Annotated in this window: 17 protein-coding genes and 1 pseudogene; 7 read left to right on the plus strand and 11 right to left on the minus strand. The window is 70.8% G+C overall.

The features are described from left to right. Positions 1 to 208: 208 nt before the first annotated feature. Complete coding sequence (locus CGL27_RS28530; RefSeq protein ID WP_119990891.1) at positions 209 to 1,675, plus strand: glycoside hydrolase; 1,467 nt, start codon at positions 209 to 211, stop codon at positions 1,673 to 1,675. 9 nt (positions 1,676 to 1,684) lie between these two features. Here the strand turns inward: CGL27_RS28530 and CGL27_RS28535 are convergent, their stop codons facing one another. Then, the gene (locus CGL27_RS28535; protein ID WP_240450661.1) at positions 1,685 to 2,293 is read right to left on the minus strand and encodes a TetR family transcriptional regulator; all 609 of its coding nucleotides are present in this window, start codon (positions 2,291 to 2,293) and stop codon (positions 1,685 to 1,687) included. A gap of 135 nt (positions 2,294 to 2,428) precedes the next feature. On the opposite strand from CGL27_RS28535, the gene CGL27_RS28540 reads away from it, so the two are divergent. Then, positions 2,429 to 3,256: an NAD(P)H-binding protein gene (locus CGL27_RS28540; RefSeq protein WP_119990893.1), complete on the plus strand. Its 828-nt coding sequence runs from the start codon at positions 2,429 to 2,431 to the stop codon at positions 3,254 to 3,256. Between the two features lie 144 nt (positions 3,257 to 3,400). On the opposite strand, the pseudogene CGL27_RS28550 reads toward CGL27_RS28540, so the two are convergent. After that, a pseudogene (locus tag CGL27_RS28550) lies at positions 3,401 to 4,500 on the minus strand (Ku protein). Positions 4,501 to 4,530: 30 nt separating this feature from the next. Here CGL27_RS28550 and ligD point away from each other — a divergent pair. Together ligD and CGL27_RS28560 are read left to right on the plus strand one after the other, a co-directional pair. Continuing rightward, positions 4,531 to 5,487: a non-homologous end-joining DNA ligase gene (ligD, locus tag CGL27_RS28555; RefSeq protein ID WP_078643044.1), complete on the plus strand. Its 957-nt coding sequence runs from the start codon at positions 4,531 to 4,533 to the stop codon at positions 5,485 to 5,487. Further along, positions 5,484 to 6,422, plus strand: coding sequence for an ATP-dependent DNA ligase (locus tag CGL27_RS28560; RefSeq protein ID WP_205587761.1), 939 nt, complete (start codon positions 5,484 to 5,486; stop codon positions 6,420 to 6,422). The genes ligD and CGL27_RS28560 overlap by 4 nt, the downstream gene beginning before the upstream one ends. 689 nt (positions 6,423 to 7,111) lie before the next feature. Here CGL27_RS28560 and CGL27_RS28565 read toward each other — a convergent pair. Beyond that, the gene (locus CGL27_RS28565) at positions 7,112 to 8,152 is read right to left on the minus strand and encodes a pyridoxal-phosphate dependent enzyme (protein WP_162953088.1); all 1,041 of its coding nucleotides are present in this window, start codon (positions 8,150 to 8,152) and stop codon (positions 7,112 to 7,114) included. Between the two features lie 384 nt (positions 8,153 to 8,536). Between CGL27_RS28565 and CGL27_RS28575 the strand changes: the two genes are divergently transcribed. After that, entirely contained in the window at positions 8,537 to 9,316 is a 780-nt protein-coding gene (locus tag CGL27_RS28575) for a helix-turn-helix transcriptional regulator (RefSeq protein ID WP_119994588.1), read from the plus strand. A 443-nt stretch (positions 9,317 to 9,759) separates the two neighbouring features. Here CGL27_RS28575 and CGL27_RS28580 read toward each other — a convergent pair whose 3' ends face one another. The 8 genes from CGL27_RS28580 to CGL27_RS28615 all read right to left on the minus strand — a co-directional run bounded on the left by CGL27_RS28580 (position 9,760) and on the right by CGL27_RS28615 (position 17,491). Continuing rightward, the gene (locus tag CGL27_RS28580) at positions 9,760 to 11,388 is read right to left on the minus strand and encodes a recombinase family protein (RefSeq protein ID WP_119990895.1); all 1,629 of its coding nucleotides are present in this window, start codon (positions 11,386 to 11,388) and stop codon (positions 9,760 to 9,762) included. Between the two features lie 45 nt (positions 11,389 to 11,433). Next, on the minus strand, positions 11,434 to 11,619 hold the full coding sequence (locus CGL27_RS28585; RefSeq protein ID WP_205587762.1) for a hypothetical protein: 186 nt from the start codon (positions 11,617 to 11,619) through the stop codon (positions 11,434 to 11,436). Between the two features lie 171 nt (positions 11,620 to 11,790). Continuing rightward, complete coding sequence (locus CGL27_RS28590) at positions 11,791 to 12,810, minus strand: NADP-dependent oxidoreductase (RefSeq protein ID WP_119990897.1); 1,020 nt, start codon at positions 12,808 to 12,810, stop codon at positions 11,791 to 11,793. Positions 12,811 to 12,939: 129 nt separating this feature from the next. Beyond that, positions 12,940 to 13,881: a class I SAM-dependent methyltransferase gene (locus CGL27_RS28595; protein ID WP_240450662.1), complete on the minus strand. Its 942-nt coding sequence runs from the start codon at positions 13,879 to 13,881 to the stop codon at positions 12,940 to 12,942. Positions 13,882 to 14,032: 151 nt separating this feature from the next. Continuing rightward, positions 14,033 to 14,506: a thioesterase family protein gene (locus CGL27_RS28600; RefSeq protein WP_119990901.1), complete on the minus strand. Its 474-nt coding sequence runs from the start codon at positions 14,504 to 14,506 to the stop codon at positions 14,033 to 14,035. Then, entirely contained in the window at positions 14,503 to 15,516 is a 1,014-nt protein-coding gene (locus tag CGL27_RS28605; RefSeq protein ID WP_119990903.1) for a 3-hydroxyacyl-CoA dehydrogenase NAD-binding domain-containing protein, read from the minus strand. The genes CGL27_RS28600 and CGL27_RS28605 overlap by 4 nt, the downstream gene beginning before the upstream one ends. A gap of 74 nt (positions 15,517 to 15,590) precedes the next feature. After that, positions 15,591 to 16,484 (minus strand): 3-keto-5-aminohexanoate cleavage protein, encoded by an 894-nt coding sequence (locus CGL27_RS28610; RefSeq protein WP_014054324.1) that lies wholly within the window; start codon positions 16,482 to 16,484, stop codon positions 15,591 to 15,593. 65 nt (positions 16,485 to 16,549) lie between these two features. Further along, the gene (locus CGL27_RS28615) at positions 16,550 to 17,491 is read right to left on the minus strand and encodes a TetR/AcrR family transcriptional regulator (protein WP_119990906.1); all 942 of its coding nucleotides are present in this window, start codon (positions 17,489 to 17,491) and stop codon (positions 16,550 to 16,552) included. A gap of 188 nt (positions 17,492 to 17,679) precedes the next feature. On the opposite strand from CGL27_RS28615, the gene CGL27_RS28620 reads away from it, so the two are divergent. Further along, entirely contained in the window at positions 17,680 to 19,398 is a 1,719-nt protein-coding gene (locus CGL27_RS28620; RefSeq protein ID WP_162953089.1) for a serine/threonine-protein kinase, read from the plus strand. Positions 19,399 to 19,558: 160 nt separating this feature from the next. After that, complete coding sequence (locus tag CGL27_RS28625) at positions 19,559 to 20,824, plus strand: hypothetical protein (protein WP_119990910.1); 1,266 nt, start codon at positions 19,559 to 19,561, stop codon at positions 20,822 to 20,824. Positions 20,825 to 20,831 lie beyond the last annotated feature (7 nt).

Raw genomic sequence — 20,831 nt, forward strand, 5'->3', positions numbered from 1 at the left:
CGGTGAGGTCCCGGACATCGTGGACACGGCGGCGGGCGGAGGCAACCGAATTACCGACGGCCCGTCACCGCGCCGGGCCGCCGTCCGGCCGTGGCCCCGTCCGGCTGTGACCCGTCCGTAGAAAGCGCTGTCACACCTCTCGACAATGCCCGCCGCTGCCCCGACGCTTCGTAAGCGACGGGGGCCGGTGCGGCGGAGGGGACGGACGATGCGGCGCAGAACGCTTCTGACGGCGGCGGGCACCACTGTGCTCGGCGCCGCGCTCATGACCGGCACGGCCTGGGCCGACGAGACCATCGGCGTCGACCCCGGCACCGATCACGGGGCCTGGGAGGGCTGGGGCACCTCGCTCGCCTGGTGGGCCAATCTCTTCGGGCAGCGGGACGACTTCGCCGATCTCTTCTTCACCACCAAGGCCGTGGGCTACGGCGGCGGATCGCTGCCCGGCCTCGGGCTGAACATCGCCCGCTACAACCTCGGCGGCTGCTCCTGGACCAGCGTGGGCGGCGAGTCCATGGTGGCCTCGCCCAACATCCCCCGGTTCAAGCAGATCGAGGGCTACTGGCACGACTGGAACAGCGAGGACCCCGCCTCCGCGGCCTGGCACTGGGGCGCCGACGCGGTCCAGCGGGCGGCGCTGGTCAAGGCCGTCCAACGGGGCGCCGTCAGCGAGCTGTTCTCCAACTCGCCCATGTGGTGGATGTGTCTCAACCACAATCCGTCCGGTGCGGCGGACGGCGGCAACAACCTCCAGTCCTGGAACTACCGCCAGTTCGCGCTCTATCTCGCCGCCACCGCCCGCTACGCCCAGGACCACTGGGGCGTCCGCTTCGCCACCGTCGAGGCGTTCAACGAGCCGTCCTCCGCGTGGTGGAAGGCCGACGGCACGCAGGAGGGCTGCCATATCGACGCGGCGGTCCAGCGGACCGTCCTCGGCCACCTCCGCACCGAGCTCGACGCGCGCGGGCTGACCGGCACCCGGATCTCGGCGTCCGACGAGACCAGTTACGACCTGGCCCGCACCACCTGGGGCTCGTTCGACACGGCCACCCGTGCGCTGGTCGACCAGGTCAACGTCCACGGCTACCAGGGCTCGGGCGGCCGCCGCGATCTGCTGTACACGGATGTGCGCGCGGCCGGTAAGAAGCTCTGGAACTCCGAGACCGGCGACGGGGACGGCACCGGCCTGACCCTGGCCACCAACCTCTGCCTGGACTTCCGCTGGCTGCACCCCACCGCGTGGTGTTACTGGCAGGTCATGGACCCCAGCGCCGGCTGGGCGCTGATCCACTACGACCCGGACTCCGCCCAGCCCGGCGCCGTGCAGACCAAGTACTACGTGCTCGCCCAGTTCACCCGGCATATCCGCCCCGGGATGCGGATCCTGGACACCGGCTCGGACCACGCCGTCGCCGCGTACGACCCGGCCGCGCGTCGGCTCGTCCTCGTCGCCGTCAACCCCGGCGCCGCGCAGCCGCTGACCTTCGACCTGTCCCGCTTCGGCCAGGTCACCGGGGGCACCGGCGGGCTGGTGCCGCGCTGGTCCACCCACACCTCGGGCACCGGCGATCTGTACACCGCGCGCCGGGACACGGCGCTCGACGGCAAGCGGCTGAGCGTTCCGTTCGCCGAGAAGTCGGTGCAGACGTTCCAGATCGACGGGGTGGTGGAGTAGGGCGGGGTCTCACGCCGCCAGGTGGCGGACGATGCGGCGCAACTGCTCCTCCCACCGCTCCTGGAATTCCGGCGAGTCCGGCTCGATGCCGAAGATCTGGCGGACGGCGTGCGGCATCGTGGCGGGTGCGGAGACCACGGCGTAGCACATCAGCAGCACGGCGGCCGGGTCGAGGTCGTCCGCCAGCTCGCCCGCCGCCTGCCGGCGCCGCATGTCGGACAGGTCCTCGGGATGCTCGTCCGCCACCTCGTCGGTCAGCCCGCGCCAGACGGCCAGCCGGATGGCGCGGGGGTCGTCGAACGCATCCCGGAGGTAGCGGACGACCAGCTCCTCGAAGGGGACCGCGGGGTCGTTGAAGGACGCCTCGCGCGCCAGCCACTCGCGGGTGAGCTCCTGGTAGAGGCCCTCCTTGCCGCCGAAGTAGTAGGCGATCAACTGCTTGTTGAGGCCCGCCCGGTCCGCGATGTCCTGGACGCGGGCCCCCGCGAACCCCTTCTCGGAGAACACGTCCCTGGCCGCCTCCATCAGCAGCCGCCGGGAGCGCTCCGGGCACTGCTTGCGCTCCTCGGGCGTGGGAGCGCGGCGGGGCCTCTTGGGCGTCCCCTGCATGGTCGTCATCTCCTCTTCCTCGGCCCGGACAGGCTAGCCGGGGGTCCCCGACAGGCTCTCATCTAATCGTTTGACAACGTCATCTGTTTGGATGAACCTGACTGCGGTTATGTACCCATCGCAGGACACGCGAGGAGATTCATCATGTTCGTGGTGACCGGAGCCACCGGAAACGTCGGCGGTTATGTGGTGAAGGAGCTGGCCGACGCGGGCGCCGAGGTGCTCGCGCTCACCCGCGACCCCGAGGCGGCCCGGCTGCCGGAGGGCGTACGGGCGGCCCGGACCGAGGAGATGCCCCTGGACGGCGCCACGGCGCTGTTTCTCAACCCCGCCGTGGTGTGGCAGGTGGGGACCGAGAAGCTCCTGGAGCGGGCCAAGGAGAGCGGTGTACGACGGATCGTGATGCTCTCCTCGTCCTCCGTCCTCCAGGACCTCGATCCGCACACGAACCCGATCGGCGTTCGCCACCGCGCACTGGAGGACGAGGTCGAGCGCACGGGGCTGGAGTGGACGTTCGTCCGCCCGGGCGCCTTCGCCGCGAACGCCCTGCAGTGGGTGGACCAGATCAAGGCCGGGGACGTGGTGTACGGGCCGTACGCCGGGGCGCAGATGGCCGCCATCCACGAGGCCGACATGGGCGCGGTCGCCGCCCGTGCCCTGCTCGCCGACGACCTGGTCGGCCAGACGCCCGAGCTGACCGGACCCGAGTCGCTGAGCTTCGCCGACCAGGTGCGCATCATCGGCGAGGTCGTCGGTCGGCCGCTGCGGTACGAGGAGATCCCGCACGAGGCGGCGCGGGAGCGGATGGCCGGCGGGTTCCTCACGCCGGAGATGGCGGACTCGCTGCTGCGCGTCTTCGCGGAGCTGGTGGACCGGCCGCAGGCGGTCTCACCGGAGGTGGAGCGCATCACGGGCCGTCCCGGGCGTACGTTCTCGCAGTGGGTGGAGGACCGGGTGGCCGCCTTCCGCTGACCGGGGTTGCGCCTGCGGCGGGCCTTCCCCACCCCGCCCCTTCCCGGACCATGGGGCTCCGCCCCCTGGACCCCGGACGCCCTTCGGGCGTGTCCGCAAACGCCGGACGGGCTGAAATCAGCCCCGGGTAGGGGAAAGCCCGCCTCAGGAGGCGGTTCGCGTGCCGCGTCCGCCCGTCTGCTTCTTCGCGGTGGTCTTCTTGGCCGCGGCCTTCTTCGTGCCCGTCTGCTTCTTCCCGGCGGTCTTCCCGGCGGCCTTCTCCGCGGGCTCCTCCTCCGCGGCCTTCGCCGCCTTCGCCCCGCTCCTCTTCGCCGCCGTCTTCTTCTCGCCCGCCGGGGCCTTCTTCGCCGCGGCCTTCTTCGCGGGGCCTTCTTACGGCCGCGCAGTTCGTGGACCGTCGCCTCCGCCCCCTCCCCCTCCTCCCCTTCCTCGGCTTCGCCCTTCGCAGCCTCCCCGGCCTCCTCTCCCCGGGCCTCCTTGGCGCTGCGGACGCTCTCCTTCAGCGCCGCCATCAGGTCGACCACCTGCGCGCCCGCGGGCCGCTCACCGGGCTCGGCGGTGGGCGTGGCGCCGGACACCTTCGCCGCCACCAGCTCCTCCAGCGCCTCGTGGTACTCGTCGTGCAGATCGCTCAGATCCACCTCGCCGAGCGTCTCCATCAGGGTGTCGGCGAGGTCCAGTTCGGCCGGTTTGACGGTCACCTTCTCCTTGGGGGCCACCCCCGCGGGCTCGCGCACCTCGTCCGGCCAGAGCAGCCGGTGCAGCGCGATGGTGTCGCCCACGACGCGGAGCATCCCCAGCCGCTCGCGGCCACGGTGGGCGTATTTGGCGATGGCGACCTTCTCGCTGCGCTTGAGCGCCTCGCGCAGCAGGGTGTACGGCTTGGCCCCGGCGGCGCCGGTGGTGCCCAGGTAGTAGGCGTCGCCCATCTGCAGCGGGTCGATCTCGGCGGCGGAGATGAACGCCTCGATCTCCAGGGTGTGGGTGGTGGGCAGCGGAAGGGCCGCGAGGTCCTCGTCGGTGATCGGGACCAGCGCGCCGTCCGCGTCCTCGTACGCCCGCCCGATCTCGCTCGACTCGACCGGACTGTCCTCGAGCTCGCAGACCTTGCGGTAGCGGATGCGGCCGCCGTCGCGGGTGTGGATCTGCCGGAACGAGATCGAGTGGTCCTCGGTGGCCGGATAGATCTTGATCGGAATGCTCACCAGGCCAAACGAAATGTTCCCATTCCAGATAGATCGCATGCTTGATCCCTTTCGTGAGATTCTTATCGTATGTCCCCGATCGCGGAGGTGGAGGGGCGGCGGATCACGCTCAGGAACCTCGACAAGGTCATCCATCCGGCCACCGGCACCACAAAGGGCGAGCTGCTGCACTACCTGGCGTCGGCCGCGGACCCGCTCCTCGGCCATCTGCACGGTCGGCCGCTGGCGTTCCTCCGCTACCCGGACGGCCCCGACGGCCAGAAGTTCTTCACCAAGAACCCGCCTCCGGGCACGCCTTCCTGGGTGACGACGGCCGAGGTCACCCGCCATAAGGGGGAGACCGCGCAACAGGTGCTGATCCAGGACCTGCCCTCGCTGATGTGGGCGGCCAACCTCGTGGTGGAGCTCCACGCCCCGATGTGGCGGATCGACCAGGGCGTGGGCATCGCCGACCGGCTCGTCTTCGACCTCGACCCCGGGCCGCCCGCCACGATCGTGGACTGCCGCGTCGTCGCCGTATGGCTGCGCGAGCGGCTGGCCGCCGACGGCCTTACGGCGTACGCCAAGACCAGTGGCTCCAAGGGGCTGCATCTGCTGGTGCCGGTGGAGCCGACCCCCTCCCGGCAGGTCACCGCCTACGCCAGACGGCTGGCCCTGGAGGCCGCGAACGCCATGCCGGACCTGGTCATCCGCAAGATGACCCGCGCGCTGCGGCCGGGGAAGGTGTACGTGGACTTCAGCCAGAACGCGGCCGCGAAGACCACCGCCGCCCCCTACACCCCCCGCGCCCTCCCAGAACCGGCCGTCTCCACGCCCGTAACCTGGGAGGAGGTCGAGGAGTGCCACACCCCGGCGGCGCTGTCCTTCCTGATCGACGACATCCCGGCGCGGCTCGACCGCCACGGGGATCTGCTCGCCCCGCTGCTGGACCCGGCGCAGGCGCGCCCGCTGCCGACGGGGGAGGGCGGTGCCGGTGAAGGCGACGGAGAACAGGACGCCGACGACGAAGGCGCGGTCGACCGATGACGTCGTCCCCTGAGCCGCCCCTTCAGCCGCCCGTGGACGTGGCGCTGGCCCGCGTCGTCCCCACCCTGCCGACCGCCCCGCCCGGACGGCGGCTGGCCTACGAGCCCAAGTTCGACGGCCATCGGCTGCTGATCTTCCGGCTGGCGGACGCCGTAAGGATGCAGGCCCGCTCCGGCCGCATCATCACCCGCGCCTTCCCCGACCTGGAGGCCGCCGCGCGGCCGCTACCGCCCGGCACGGTCCTCGACGGCGAGGTGGTGGTGTGGGCGGGCAACCGTACGGACTTCGCCGCCGTCCAGAAGCGCGCCTTCGCCGCGTCCGAGTCCCGGGCGGGCCGGCTCGCCCGGGAACTGCCCGCCTCCTACGCCGCCTTCGACCTGCTCGCGATCGGCGAGGAGGATCTGCGGCCGCTTCCGTACGCGGAGCGCCGGGCCAGGCTGATGGCGCTCCTCGAACCGCTCGGCCCACCGCTGCAGGCCGTGCCGATGACGACCGATCCACAGCTCGCCGCCACCTGGTACGAGGCGCTTCCGGAGATCGGGGTCGAGGGCCTGGTCATCAAGGACCTGGACCAGCCCTACCGGCCGGGCCGCCACTGGCGGAAGCTGCGCCATTCGGAGACCCGTGACGCCGTCGTCGTCGGCGTCGTCGGCCCCCGCCTCCGCCCGCGCGCCCTCGCGCTGGTGCTTCCCGGCGACGACGCGCCCGTCATCTCCGCCCCGCTCGCCACGGCCGTCCGGGCCCAGCTCAGCACGGCCCTGCGCGACCTGCCCGACCCCCAGCCCCCGCCCGCCGAACACCCCACCGCACTGGACCGGGTCGGTGCCGAGATCGCCTACCGCCCGATCGCCCCGGACCTGACGGTCGAGGTCCGCCAGGAAAGCACGGTCCGCCACGCGGCGACGACGGTCATGCGCCTCCGCATCCCGGACTGACCCACCCCCTGAGCCACCGCCGGCAGAGGGCCGGGGCTCGCACCCACCCAGCACCTGGCCCCGGGGCCGAATGCCGAGTGCGGACCGTGGGCGCCTCCGGCGGAAAGTCCCCCACCCCGCCCCTTCCCACAGCATCAAATATGCGGCTCCGCCGCGCGGGATGGGGCTCCGCCCCCTAGACCCCCGCCGGGGCTCCGCCCCGGACCCCGCTCCTCAAACGCCGGAGGGGCTGAATAGCGGGCTCCGCCCCTCGCCCCCGCTCCTCAAACGCCGGGGCTGAATAGCGATCCGCCCCGGACCCGCTCTTCAAACGCCGGGGCTGAATAGCGGGCACTGCTCCGGGCCCCGGTCTTCAAACGCCGGAGGGGCTGAATTCTCGGCCCCCGGGCTGAACGTGAGCCGGACGGACGCACTGGGCCACCGGCGGGTGGCCGCCGACGAGACGGGAGGGGGTGGGGTCGCAGGGGTGGTGTCCTGGACGCTTTCGCATATTTGTGGCGCCAATCCCCGGCCCACCCCACGCCTCCGGGCACCGGCGCCGTAAATATGCGGTCCAGGGCGCCGCACCGGAGGCCCCACCCCCGCCACCCACCACACACCCCGGCGCGGGTTGCCCGGTAGTGGGTTGCCCTGGTGAGGGGGCACCCCGCACCAGGGCAACCCTGACAGGGCAGTACCGACGACGCCCGTCAGGTCGACAGCGCCGCACCACCCACCGAACCGTCCGAACCCACCAAACCCACCGAACCCTCCGGATCCGGCGGCCCCGTGACCACCGCCGTCACCCGGCTACCCGGGGCCAGTTCGCCCCGCTCCGCCAGCCCGTACACACCCCACAGCATCTTCGCCACATACCGCCGCTCCACCCGCACCCCATGCCGCCCCTCGAATCGAGCCGCGAACGCCTCCAACTCCACCGGAACGCGCCCATACCCGCCGCCGTGATAGCCGTGCTCGATCCGCCAGTTGCCGAACGAGCACCCCCAGCCGCGCCGGTGCAACTCGGCCACCTCGCCCTCCAGATAGCCGTCCGCCCCCTTCAGGACGGCGAACCCCACCGCCCGCGCACCGGCCGGGAGCGCGGCCGCGATACCGGCGAGGGTGCCCCCGGTGCCCACCGCGCAGCACACCACATCGCCCGGACCCAGGTCGGGCAGCTCCGCGACGAGGTCCGCGGCCCCGCCCGCCGCCAGGACGTTCGTACCGCCCTCCGGGAGGACGTAGGCGCGCCCCCACCGCTCCTCCAGCCCCCGCAGCGTGCCCGGGTCGTCCTCGCTCAGGCCGCGCAGCGTCTCGCGGTAGGCGGAGCGGGTGACGAAGGCCAGCTCCATGCCATGCTCCTCGGCCCGCGCCAACGACCAGTTGCGCGGCGCGCCGGCCAGCTCGTCGCCCCGGATGACCCCGACCGTCGACAGCCCGTAAGCGGCCCCCGCAGCCGCCACCGCGCGGATGTGGTTGGAGTACGCACCGCCAAAGGTGAGCAGCCGGGTATGACCCTGCTCGACGGCCGCGCGCAGATTCGGTGTGAGCTTGCGCCACTTGTTGCCCGGAGGGTACAGGTCCGCTGGTGCATGTGCCCCGGTGGCGCCGGAAAGCCACTGGTGGATGAGGTCATCCCGCTTGAGTCGCAGCTCCACGCCCCGGCGGGCAAGCCACTCGTCCTGTACGTCCTGCAACGGGGACGGCGGCCAGGACTGGTACAGGGTGGCGAGGTCTATCGGGCGTCTCACCTGTCCATTCTGACCGCTGCCCCTCGTTTACTGAGCCGTGCCGCCAGTGAGCCGGGAGGCGGACGCGGGGCGTGACCCGGTCACGCAGCGTAAGCACTGGCAGGGTGGCCAGGTCGAGGTGAGAAGAGGAGCCAGTGGGTCGCTGCTGATGACCACCACCTCGGCGCCCCAGGTCCGGCCACTGTCATGGGACACCCGGAAGCTCATGAGCCGCTGTCCCTTTTCCAATCCGTCCATCACGATTCGCCTCTTCTGTCGCGTTGGGTCGTGATGGTGCCGCCACTGCCCGGGGCATCGCGACGACAGAAAAGGCGTTGTTTGGGCGTCCCTCAAAGGGCGTCATTTCGGTGTCATTCGTGGACGTTCGGGGCTAGCGTGGACGTCATGACGACCGAGGTGCACGTACCAAATGACGCGCTGCGGGCCGTGCGGATCGGCCTCCGCTTGAGCCAGGACGACTTGGCGAAGGCGCTCCGCCGAGCAGGTGTCGAATTAGGCGAGCCGAACGAGGCCAGTAAGCGGCTGGTCCAACGCTGGGAATCCGGTATCAGCAGATCGCCGAGGCCGGTCTACATCCGCGCACTGGAGAGGGTCACAGGGATGCCGATCGAGTCGTTGGGATTCGCCCCGCAGGTGCCCATGGCGAGAGTCCATGGTGATGGGACAGGAGGGCACGACATGACACCGAGCGCCGGGGGTGTGGCCCCCGCCTCCGCCGACACCCGGGCGGGCCAGCAGACGGCAGGAGACAATTACAGCGGTGTCTGGCTTTCCCGGTACGAGTACTACTCGTCAGGCCGTGAGGATGCCTTCGAAGGCAGGCATTACGTGGTGCTCGTGCAGCACGGCAATCGTCTGACGGCGAGGTCACTCAACGGGGCGTCCCTGAACCCCGACTCCCCGCTCTCCCTGGACCTCACCGTTGACCGGAGCGTGGTCACGGGCACGTGGACCGAACAGACGGCCACCGACGGCTACTACCAGGGCGCGTGCTACCACGGCGCGATTCAGATGCTCGTGGAGCCGACCAGCCGCCGCATGGCTGGCAAGTGGGTCGGCTTCGGCAAGGACTTTGACGTCAACACTGGCCCATGGGAGCTGCGCCTCATGGACACCTCGGTCTCCAAGGCCACCCTGGAGCGGTACAGCGTCCCGCCGGAGTGACCGGTCCGCTCAGGGGGCTCGATGGGTCGGCCATGATCGGTAGGCAGAGGGCTGGGCCAAGGCGCCTCTAAAGTCTCTTTACTTACTCAAGGGCGCGCCTGCGGCGCGCCGGGCGGGCCGGGCGCCCACCGCCCGGCGAAGCGATGCGGCCCGGATGTGGGAGATTTCCGCGAGCGGCACGGTCCGACTCCCTTCCCTGCGCCCCTCGGCCGCCGTCGCGACAGGGCGTCGTGGCGGGGGCCGACGGCCTCCGAGGCTTTAGACAGCCACCACGGGGCGAGCCTCCAAGACCAGGGGGCCGATCGGGCCATTGCGGGCAGGCGAGGAGCCAGCCCGATTCGCGGGCCAGCGTATGGCCCCCTGGTCTCTCGCCCCGTGGCAGCTCCCGTCCAAAGCCTCTACGGCCGTCGGCGTGCCCGCAGCGCGCCTTTCAGGCACCGTGCCTACGCGGCCAGCCTTGCCGTGTCGGGTACGAAGTAGAAGATGCCGTCGAGGCGCGCCCTGTCCACCTCCAGCGGTTGTGGTTTCTCGCCCACCCAGTGGAAGCAGAATCGCGTGAAGAGCTCGAACCAGGACCGGGGACCGGTATTCGGAGGAGGGAGCAGTGTCACCGAGTGGAGGGCGATGCGGAGCAGCGTCCGGGATTGCTCCAGATCGGCGGAGGTCCATGCTTCGTGCAGTCGGTCGCCATCCCGGAGAACTGTGAGGTCCGTGGCTTGTGAGATCTCTTCCAACTCGGCGGTGATGCTTTCAAGCTGACCAGCGATGGCTGTTCGAAGCTGATCGTATCGATGCTGCCCCTTGGCGCCCTTGAAATGCCCCTTCACGAAGTAGGCGTCGTCCAGTGCGTTCAAGCGTGCCTCGGCATCGTCCATGGCGAGGGACAATTCCTTGCGGCGCGCGTCCGCCTTCGGATTCTCGTAGGCGAGCCAACGGTGAGCCAGCGCTTGAAAAACCTCGTGTTCGTCCTTGAGTGACGTGACGCGTGACATGAAAGCAGACGTCAACGCCCTGTCTGCGTCTTCCACCAGCACGCTCATGCCCAGACACACCGCCTTGCCCAGGTTCACACGCCGATAACAGCGATACGACCGGCCGCCCTTCGTCATGTTTCCCCCGCACCGGCCGCATTTCAGCAGCCCGGAAAGGAGTGACTGGGCTCGCGGCTTACCGCGCCTCCCGGTGGCCAAGGACTCGGACGTGCGAGACCGCAGACCCGCCAGAATGCGTGCCCGCTCTTCTGCCGTGACCACGCCCTCACCAATGCGGAGTGGCTTGCTGTCCGGGCCGATGAACGGCTCGCCGGTGGCCCGCCAGCGCTCCCGTCCGGCGCGGTCGGTGTAGCGCTCGTGGACCGGCATGAGCCCAGCCCACGCGGGGGAGTGGGCAAGCTGGGTGATCGTGGACGACCGCCACTTGCCGCCCCGGCGAGTCTTCAGTCCCTCCGTGTTGAGCTTGTCGGCGATGGCACCCGCCGCTTCGTTCCTGAGGAGTGCGTCAGCTATACGGCGAGAGGTGGCATATTCCTTGGGGTGAGGCTCCGTCTGTTTTGTTCGCCTGTTGATGTGCAGGCCGTACGGTGGTTGCCCTCCGGGCCAGGCGCCCGAGCTCTTCTTTTCTGCCTTCGTTCTGCGCGTGCGGGTGGATGTGTTGAACGATTCCGAGCGGGCCTGTTCCGCCAGCCAGGCGAACAACCCGCGATGCTGCGGAACACTGCTGTCAAGTCCATCAACATGCGCTACCAGACGTGCGCCCGCCGCCTCGAATTGGTCGAGCACCTGACCGACTTGCCCCATGCCCCGACGGCTCAGCCGGTCCAGTTTCCACACCAGGAGGTGACGTACTTCCCCAGCGAGCACGGCCGCTATCGCGGAGTCGAATTCCTCTCGTATGACGCCCGCCTTGAACGCGGACAGCTCTTCTTTCCAGATCTTGCGGACGGTCAGGCCCTCCCGCTTGGCGCGCTCCCTCAAATCGCTTTCGTGGGCCTTGAGCGTGGTCTTGTCGTCCTGCAATGTGCTTCGGCGGAGGAACAGATCACACAGCCTGGACGGATCTGCTGTTCTGCCCATGAGTTCACCTTCGGTCAAGGCGCACCGGGTAGTCCAGTTTTGCGTCTAAAACGCCTGGCCCACTCGGTTGCCACCATTCGGCTTACTCTTGGGCACCAGCGGATGGATGAGATCGTCCCGCTTCAGCCGCAGCTCCACGCCTCGCTCGGCGAGCCACGGCTCGGGCACGTCCCACGTCGGGGACGGCAGCCGGGGCCGTATCGGGCCGGAGGTGTCCACGGAGCGTCTCACCTCTCCATTCTCGCCGCTGCCCGCGACCGGGCGCCGCTGCCCGCGACCGGGCCGGGCCACGGCGCGTCCACAGACTGCGAGGGCCGGGTCATGGCGCGTCCACAGACTGCGATCGGCCGCTGACAACGGCCGGCTGGGAACCGGCCGTCGGCAACTGCCCGTCCCGTGGCCTCACAGCTCCACGATGACGGCGCCCAGGTGGCGTCCCTCGGTCAGCTCGCGGAGTGCCTGGGGGGCCTGCTCGATGCCGCGCAGCCGGGCGTGCGGGAAGGAGAGGGTGCCCGTGCGCAGGCCCTCGGCGAAGCGGCGGTTCCACTGGGGGATCAGGTCCAGGTGGTCGTAGAGGGCGATGCCCCGCAGGGTGATGCTGCGGGAGAGCAGCGAGAGCGTGTCGATCTCGGTCTTGGAGGCATTGGAGGCATTCGTGGCCTCCGTGGCGAGCTGACTGGCCAGCGCGCCCACGATGGCGATCCGGGCGCCCCTGTTGGCGACGGCGATGGCCGCCGTCAGCTGCTCGCCGCCCACATTGTCGAAGACCGCGTCGACGCCGTCCGGGGCGGCCTCGCGCAGTTGGTCCTCGATGGGGCCCGCGCCGCGGATGACCACCGCGGCATAGCCCAGTTCGCCGATCAGCCGGTCGGCCTTCTGCCGCGAGCCGGTGCTGCCGATGACCCGGGCGGCGCCGAACTGCCGGGCGATCTGGCCGGCCAGGGAGCCCACGCCACCGGCCGCCCCGGTGACGAACACCGTGTCACCGGACCGCACCGCGGCGCCGCGCTCGATGCCCATCAGAGCGGTGGGGCCCTGGGAGAGGTAGGCGGCCGGGTCGGGCATCAGGCCCGGTTCGAGGCGGTGGGCCTGATCCGCGTCGAGCAGCGCGTACTCCCGCCAGCCGAGCCGGTGTTCCACCAGGTCGCCGGGGGTGAGGTCGGTACCGGGAGCGGCTACGACCTCGCCGACCGCCGGCCCGTTCAGCGGTGCCCCGATCTCGAAGGAGGGCATCGGCACATCGGTGTTCTCGTCCATCAGCGTGCGCATCACGGCGGCGACGCCCATATGGGTGTTGCGCACGAGGACCTGGCCCGGTCCGGGCTCGGGGACTGGCACCTCCGCGATCTCGAAGAGGTCATTCTTGACCGGTCCCTCGGGGCGGGCCACCAGTCGGACTTCGCGGTGCGTGTGGTTCGTCATGGACTCCAACCAAACGTGAGGCATGCGGCAAGGTCAACCGGACCCAACAGCCAACAGCCAACAGCCGCGGACGTCAGGACGGGGACGTCAGCCGGGGACGTCAGGCCCGGAGCGTGGCGGCCCGGAACGTCACGAGAAGCGGGCGATCGCCGTCATCGTCGGCCGCAGGTTCCGTACCGCGGGCAGCCACCGCATCAGGGGCGCCACCGCCCAGTAGTAGAAGCCGCGCCCGCGCGGCGGCGGCATCTCGCGTACGTCCGTGATCGCCGGATGGGCCGTCCGCACCTTCGGCAGCTCGCCCGCGTCCATGCCCCACGGCATGGGCGGTGTGCGATAGCCCTGCGCGGTGCGCATCTCGCCGCGCGTCGTCCGGGCGCTGAACCACCGCGGCACCGCGTCGAAGACCAGCGCCCCGCCCCGGAACCGCTCGGCGCACCCCGCTATCAGGTCCTTCACCTCGGTCGGCCGCAGATACATCAGCAGCCCCTGGGCGGTGATCAGCACCCCGCGCGCGGGATCGACCTCGTCCCGCCAGGACAGGTCGAGCGCCGAGCGGGCGAGGGTGCGCCGTCGCTCCTCGTCCGGCAGCAGCGCCCGCCGCACCTCGGCGGTCTCCGGCAGCTCCACGCACAGCCAGCGCGCCCGGCCGTTGTCCACCCGCCAGAACTGCGTCTCGAGACCCTCGGCGAGTGTGACGACCGTGCCGTCCGGATGCTCGTCGAGGAAGGTCCGTACGGCCGTGTCGAAGGTGCGGACGCGCAGCGCGTGGCCCTGCGCCAGCAGCGGGGTGGGCGCTCCGAAGGTCTCCTCGAAGGGGTAGTCGATGCGGTCGACCAGCTCGACGGCCTTGGGGTCGTCGAGCACGGTCCGGGCCCGGCGGGCCTCGGCGGCCCGCATATAGAGGTTCCACAGCAAGGTCTCGGGCACCTCGCTCAGCTCGACGCGCCGACCACCCTTGCCGTTCCCGTTCCCGTTCCCGTTCCCGTTCCCGTTCCCGTTCCCGTTCCCGTTCCTGTTCCCGCTCCCGTCCGGTCCGGCATCCGGTCCGGTGCCCGCTCCGGCGTCCGCCATGGCGTCGTCACTCCTCGCACACGCGTCTCTCGGCGTTTCCGCCACCGCCTCCACCGCCATTCAACCTCACCCGATCCCTCATCCGGAACGGCGAACGCCCCGGCCCCCGGACGAATCCGGGGCCGGGGCGTTCAGGAGGGACGGCGGTCGTTCAACCCGCCTCGGCCGGAACCGGGCCGATCGCCCGGCCCGCCCACTCGGGGGCCTTCTCCACCAGGTCCGTCAGCCGCTCCCGTATCTCCTCGGGGAACGGAGCCGAGCGGCTCTCGTTCTGGTCGATGTGGAGCGCGAGCAGCTCGGTCGTGGCCACGGGGGCGCCGACCGGCTCGCCCACATGCATCTCGTGGGTGAAGCGCACCTTCTTCCCGTCCACGCCGATGACGCGCGTACGGATCGTGAGTTCGGCACCCTCCTCGACCTCGCTCAGATACCGGATGTGCGACTCCACGGTGTAGAGGGAGCAGCCGGTCTTGGCGCGGTAGGCGGAGTCCAGGCCGGTCTCCACCATCATCTCGTCGGTGCTGTGGCCGAAGACGAGGACGTAGAACGCCTCGCTCATATGGCCGTTGTAGTCGATCCACTCGGGACGTACGGTCTGCCGGTAGTCGGGGAGCGTGGTGCTCACTTCTCGTCTCCCATGGTGCTGGGGGTATGTGCGATGGAATCCGTCCCCTCGGCGCGCTGCCCCGGCAGTCGGCCAGTCGCCCGCAGGACGTCGATGACGCCCTGGTCCCGCTCCGCGACGAGCTGCGCGATGGTACGGCTGCCCGCCGCCTCGTCACAGCCGTCGACCATGGCCGCACGCAGCGTGTCGTCCAGCTCAGGCGCCTCGAGGCGGGTCCACGGAGACTTCAACGAGGGTCCGAAGTGGTCGAGCATATGTCCCATGCCTCCTTCGCCGCCCGCCAGGGCGAACGTGAGGCAGGGGCCCATGAACGCCCACCGCAGCCCGGGCCCCTCGGTGATCGAGTCGTCGATCTCCTTCACCGTGGCCTCACCGTTGGCGACCATGTGCAGCGCCTCCCGCCACAGCGCCTCCTGGAGCCGGTTGGCGATGAAGCCGGGCAGCTCGCGCTCCATGGTGATGACGGACTTGCCCGCCACCTTGTAGAAGCGCGAGGCCCACTCGACCGCCGCGGCGTCGGTCTTCTCCCCGCCGACGACCTCCACCAGCGGTATGAGATACGGCGGGTTGAAGGGGTGGCCGACGACGAGGCGGCCGGGGTCGGCGGCCTCGGTCTGCATATCGGTCATCGGATAGCCGGAGGTGGAAGACGCGATGACGACACCGGGCGGGGCCGCCGCGTCCAGCTGGGCCAGCAGCGACCGCTTGAGCTCCAGCTTCTCGGGGGCGCTCTCCTGGACGAACTGCGCGTCGGCCACGGCCTCCTCGACGGTCGCGGTGACGGTCAGCCGGTCGGGGGAGGCGCCGTCGGCGAGGCCGATCTGGGTCAGGGCGGGCCAGGCGGCGTCCACGAGACGGCGCAGCTTCTCCTCGGCGTCGGGTGCCGGGTCCCAGGCGGTGACGTCGTAGCCGCGCGCCAGGAAGTGGGCGACCCAGCCGCCACCGATGACTCCGGCGCCGACGCAGGCGACGCGGCGTACCTCTTCGGGGGCGCAGGGGGATGAGGGCATGGCGGTCCTAAGGGTGTGAGGGGAGAGAGAAGAGGGAGAAGAGAGAGACGAGGAGCTGGTGGGGGGTGGGGGGACTACGCGCGGGGCTTGAGGCCGAGCCGCTGCCGGGCCTCGTCCGGCGTGGCGACCGTCGCGCCCAGCAGCTCGGTGATCTGGACCGCGCGCTCGACGAGCTGGCCGTTGGTGGCCTTGACGCCCCGGCTGAGGTAGAGGTTGTCCTCCAGCCCGACCCGTACGTTGCCGCCGAGCAGGATGGACTGCGCCACCCACGGCATCTGCGTCCGGCCCAGCGCGAAGCTGGCCCACTGGGCGCCCTCGGGCAGCATGTTGACCATGGCCTGGAGCACGCCCGGCTCGGCCGGGGCGCCCCACGGGATGCCCATGCAGAGCTGGAAGACGGTCGGGTCGTCCAGCAGCCCCTCGGCCAGCAACTGCTTGGCGAACCACAGCTGCCCGGTGTCGAAGATCTCCAGCTCGGGGCGGACGCCCAGCTCCTGGATGCGCTTGGCGCCGGTACGCAGCATGTCGGGGGTGGAGACGTAGAGGTTGCTGCCGTCGCCGAAGTTGAGCGAGCCGCAGTCCAGGGTGCAGATGTCGGGGAGCAGATCCTCGACGTGGGGGAGCCGGTCCAGGCCGCTGACCAGGTCGGTGCCGGGGAGGTGGGTGAGCGGGTTCTCCGGGTCGATGACCAGGTCGCCGCCCATGCCCGCGGTGAGGTTGATGACGACGTCGGTGCCGGTCTCCTTGACCCGCTCCACGACCTCGCGGTAGAGCCGCGGATCGCGGGCGGGGGCGCCGGTCTCGGGGTCGCGTACGTGGATGTGGACCACGGCCGCCCCGGCCTCCGCGGCCTCGACGGCGGAGCGGGCTATCTGCTCGGGGGTGACGGGGACATGGGGGCTGCGGCCCACAGTGTCACCGGCGCCGGTCAGGGCACAGGTGATGATGACGCTGTCGTTCATGGGCATGGGCTTCTCTCCCTCTCTTACGGTGCGGAACAGCGCGGAGCTACGGTCCGCGCTGGTCGGCCGCCCTACGGTCCGGGCTGGTCGGGCGGCCCGGCCTCATCGGCGCCGGAGCGCCGTGCGGTCGGTCGTGCGGACGGACGTGCGGACGGTTGTGCGGTCGTGTGTACGGTCAATTCGGAGTCCACGTACGCGTTGCAGGCGAGGTCCATGGCCTCGGCGGTCGTGCCGCCCTCTCCGGGAGCGGTGGCGAGCACCTGAATGGCCAGTCCGTCGATCAGCGCGGTCAGGCGCAGCGCGCTGAACTCCGGGTCGACGGCGCGGAAGACCCCCTGCTCGATCCCGCGCCGGATCACCTCGGCGACGGTCTGCCGCCACTGCTGGTAGAAGTCGGCGTGCAGCCGTCCGATGGACGTGGACCGCGCGGCCTCGGCCCACAGGTCCATCCACACCAGCCACTGCTGCCGCTGCCGCTCGGTGTACGGCGCCTGCAGCGCGATGAGCTGCCGCAGCTCCTCGCGCGCGTCGTCGGCCGTGGCGGTCCGGGCGGCGCGGCGCGCGGTGTCCTCGTCCATGCACCAGCGCACGGCGGCTTCGAGCAGCTCGGCGCGGCCCGGGAAGTGGTAGTGGATGGTGGCGGTGCTGGTGTCGCAGGCGGCGGCGATGTCGGCGACGCGTACGGCGTGGAAGCCGCGCTCGGCGATGAGCCGCACCGTCTCCCGCACGATCTGCAGCGGCCGCCCGCTGTCGGGAAGCGCGGCCGGGGCGGGCGGCCGCGGTGTGTCGGCGGCCCCGCCGGTCGCCGCGGTGCCGAGCAGCCATCCGGCGTCCACGTTTCCGGCGTCGGCGATCCGCGCCAGCTCGGCCACGGTGAAGCGCCGGCTCCCGCTGAGCGAACGCGAGAGCTTGGACGGGTCCATCACGACCCGCCGGGCGAATTCGCGCTGGGTGCAACCGGCTTTGCCGATCACCTCGCGCACGCGTTCCGCCACCTCGAACTGTTGCCGCATGGCCGACACGGTACGGATGCGTTGAGATAAGCGCAATGAATGTGGATGGCGAATGCCTGCTTCCTCCCTAAATCAGCGGGAATTTCACCTGGGCGTTGCGATGCGGACTGACTGTTGAATCAGTTGAGATCGATTTGGTTCGAACGCTTCCGACTATGCTCACCGGGCGTGAGAGCAGGAGAGATCGGGTGACATCGGGCGGGGACGACATGCGGCTGATCGCCGGCCGCTACCAGCTGGGCGACCGGCTCGGACGCGGCGGCATGGGCACGGTCTGGCGCGCGTACGACCAGATGCTGGCGCGCGAGGTCGCCGCCAAGGAGCTGCACGTCGCGAGCGACGACCACGAGCACCACCGACGGCTGCGCCGGGCCCAGCGGGAGGCACGTACCGTCGCCCGGCTGCGCCACCCCCATGTGGTCGGCGTCCATGACCTGGTCGAACACGACGACCGGCTCTGGATCGTGATGGAGCTGATCGACGGCCCCTCCCTGGCCCGCCGGATCGCCGACAGCGGCCCCCTCCCGCCCCGCCACACCGCCGCCCTCGGGCTGCAACTGCTCGGCGCGCTGGAGGCCGTGCACGCCGCCGGGGCGCTGCACCGCGACATCAAGCCCGCCAACATCCTGCTGCGCGGGGACGGCAGCGCCGTCCTCACCGACTTCGGCATCGCCGCCCTGGAAGACGACGAATCGCTCACCACCACCGGCGAACTCCTCGGCTCCATCGGCTACATGGCGCCCGAGCGGCTGACCGCGGAGGAGGTCGGCCCGCCGTCCGACCTGTGGTCGCTGGGCGCGACCCTGTCCGCGGTCGCCTCCGGCGTGCCGCCCTTCCAGCGCCCCACCGGGGCCGCCGCGCTGCACGCCGTCACCTTCGCGGACCCGGTCATCCCGGAACGGGTCGGCCCCCTGCGGCCCATCGTCCAGGCCCTGCTGAACAAGTCCCCGGCCCAGCGACCCTCCGCCGCCACGCTCCGCACCGCCCTGCGACGCGTCGCGGACGGCGCGGACGATCCGGGCCCGCTGCCCCCGGCAGCGCCCGCGGGGCCCGTACGCACGCCGGGGCCCGTACGCACGCCGGGGCCCGTACGCACGCCGGGGCCCGTACGCACGCCGGGGCCCGTACCAGCGCCGGGTCCTGTACGAACCCCGGGCGGCGACGCGGACACCCCCGCGGACCTGGCGGACACGCCCACGATGACCGCGACCCCGACGATGAGCGCGACCCCGACGGCAGGCGCGCCCCACACCGTGACCGGGACCCCCACCCTCGACCGGGGCCCGACGCTGATCTCGGCCCCGACCCGGACCCAGACCCAGACCCCGGACCTGGACCGGGACCCGACGCTCGTCGCCCCGGCCGGGCCGCCACCCCCTCGGTCCCGTGGCCGGGCCCGGACATGGTGGTGGACGGCGGGCGCCACGCTCGCGGTGGCGGGCCTCGCCACCGCGCTCTTCTTCACCTTCGGACCCCCGTCCGACAGCGAAGACGACGCATCGCCCGTCACCAGCACGGCGAAGGTGACCGTGGACGCGGCACGCGGCTGGCAGTCCGCGACGACCGCCACGGTCCGGAAGGGCGACAAGGTGAGCGTCCGCTACACCACCGGAACCTGGACGGTGGACGCCGCCAACCTGCCCTTGGTCGGCCCGGTCGGCCACACCCGTGCCGATGACGAAACCCTCCGCTTCGCCTGGCGGGACTGCAAGGTGGACTCCGCCGTCCCCTTCGGCGCCCTCCTGGGCCGCTACCCGGGGAACCCCCGAAACCCCCACGCCGTGGGCCGCGCCTGGCACTTCCAGGCCACCCGCCCGGGCTCCCTCCAACTCCGCATCAACGACGGCGAGGGCTGCCTCCACGACAACAGGGGCGCCATCACCGTCACCGTGCAGATCACCCGCTGACCGGGCGACGGCACACGCTGAACGGCCAACGGCACACCCACGGGACCCGACTCCGCGAAAAAGGTGGGTGCCCTGGGCAACTGGCAGCCCTCGCCGACGCGTCCTCCCGGGCAGTCCGGCCGGTACAGGCCGGGAAACCAGCACGAACAGGGAACGTCACTTGGATACGGGTACGGATACGGAGACGAGGAAGAAGCCGCTGTCACGGCGGCGTGTTCTGGCCCTGACGGGTGGGGCAGCGCTCATCGCCACGGGGTGCACGCAGGGCGAACAACGCCCCGCCGACAAGACCAGCCACGACCCCGACGAGGGAAGAGCGTCCGCCGACGGTCCGGCCGAGGGTCCGGACGGCGCGCTGGGAGCGAACTTCAACGAGGACCCCGACAGCGTGACCTTCGGCGAACTGCGAGAGCTCTCCGCGAGCTGGCTCCGGGGCTTCGTTCCGATGCCCGAGGTCACGGCCGACGCCGCCGACCAGCGCGCCATCGCGAAGCTCCTGGACGCCCACCACCAGGGCTACGGCACGGTGCTCTCGCTGAAGTTCCCGTACAACCACCGGCCGATTCCCCGGCCGGGCAGCTCGGCCATGGACAAGGAACTCGCCCGGCTCGACCGGGTTCTCCACGCCGTCCTCGACACCGTCGACGTCCTGGGCATCGGCAACGAGCCCTTCATCGAGAGCCTCCCGGAGGACCGCCGCTCGGGCGCGATGAACACGTTCTACGAGACGGTCGCGGAGCACATCATCGCGTACCGGAAGAAGCACTTTCCCGCGCGCTGCCGGACCCACCTCTACATGGGGGCGCTCAACCACCTCGACAAGCCGGACGAGCAGACGGCGGCCACCGACCGCTGGCTGTCCTTCACGCGCCGGACCCCGGAGATCGAGGGCGTGGACATCCACCCCCACGTCGCCGCACCGCAGCGGGTGCGGCCCTACCTCGACTACATCCTTCCCCGCCTCCGCGACGACCAGAAATTCCTCGTCACCGAGTTCTCCCTGGTACAGCTCTGGAAGCTGCACCTGAAAGACAAGATCCCCGCACGCTTCGCAAGCCGCTACCACCTACCTCCCGACACCCTGGTGTGGCAGGTGATCAAGGAAGCCATCGAACACCCCTTCCCCGAGGAGAAGTGGCGCGACTTCCTCGCCATGAGCCCCTGGTTCGAGAACAACAAGCACTTCCTGCGGGACCAGGTGGGCCACTTCCGCGACACCGGACGCCTCGCCGTGGCCACGTACGGAGTCACCCAAGGTGCCGCCATGACCGAGAACTTCGGCCCGGTCAAGCAGCCCTGGCTCCTGAACAGCCTGTACGCCAACCGCACCGTGGAGCGGGCCGACGACGGCTCACCGGCCCACAACTACGGCTTCTTCGACGACTTCCGGGCCCTCCAGCGGCAGCAGGACCGCCGCGGGTCCTAGGGCAGTC

The sequence above is a fragment of the Streptomyces sp. 11-1-2 genome, assembly GCF_003595545.1.
GTDB lineage: Bacteria > Actinomycetota > Actinomycetes > Streptomycetales > Streptomycetaceae > Streptomyces > Streptomyces hygroscopicus_B.

What these genes read in the sequence shown, in the direction of transcription:
- CGL27_RS28590 (WP_119990897.1), bottom strand. Translation starts at nt 12,810, where the DNA reads ATGACGAACCACACGCACCGCGAAGTCCGACTGGTGGCCCGCCCCGAG.
- CGL27_RS28535 (WP_240450661.1), bottom strand. Translation starts at nt 2,293, where the DNA reads ATGACGACCATGCAGGGGACGCCCAAGAGGCCCCGCCGCGCTCCCACG.
- CGL27_RS28610 (WP_014054324.1), bottom strand. Translation starts at nt 16,484, where the DNA reads ATGCCCATGAACGACAGCGTCATCATCACCTGTGCCCTGACCGGCGCC.
- CGL27_RS28540 (WP_119990893.1), top strand. Translation starts at nt 2,429, where the DNA reads ATGTTCGTGGTGACCGGAGCCACCGGAAACGTCGGCGGTTATGTGGTG.
- CGL27_RS28560 (WP_205587761.1), top strand. Translation starts at nt 5,484, where the DNA reads ATGACGTCGTCCCCTGAGCCGCCCCTTCAGCCGCCCGTGGACGTGGCG.
- ligD (WP_078643044.1), top strand. Translation starts at nt 4,531, where the DNA reads ATGTCCCCGATCGCGGAGGTGGAGGGGCGGCGGATCACGCTCAGGAAC.
- CGL27_RS28605 (WP_119990903.1), bottom strand. Translation starts at nt 15,516, where the DNA reads ATGCCCTCATCCCCCTGCGCCCCCGAAGAGGTACGCCGCGTCGCCTGC.
- CGL27_RS28595 (WP_240450662.1), bottom strand. Translation starts at nt 13,881, where the DNA reads ATGGCGGACGCCGGAGCGGGCACCGGACCGGATGCCGGACCGGACGGG.
- CGL27_RS28580 (WP_119990895.1), bottom strand. Translation starts at nt 11,388, where the DNA reads ATGGGCAGAACAGCAGATCCGTCCAGGCTGTGTGATCTGTTCCTCCGC.
- CGL27_RS28615 (WP_119990906.1), bottom strand. Translation starts at nt 17,491, where the DNA reads ATGCGGCAACAGTTCGAGGTGGCGGAACGCGTGCGCGAGGTGATCGGC.
- CGL27_RS28530 (WP_119990891.1), top strand. Translation starts at nt 209, where the DNA reads ATGCGGCGCAGAACGCTTCTGACGGCGGCGGGCACCACTGTGCTCGGC.
- CGL27_RS28575 (WP_119994588.1), top strand. Translation starts at nt 8,537, where the DNA reads ATGACGACCGAGGTGCACGTACCAAATGACGCGCTGCGGGCCGTGCGG.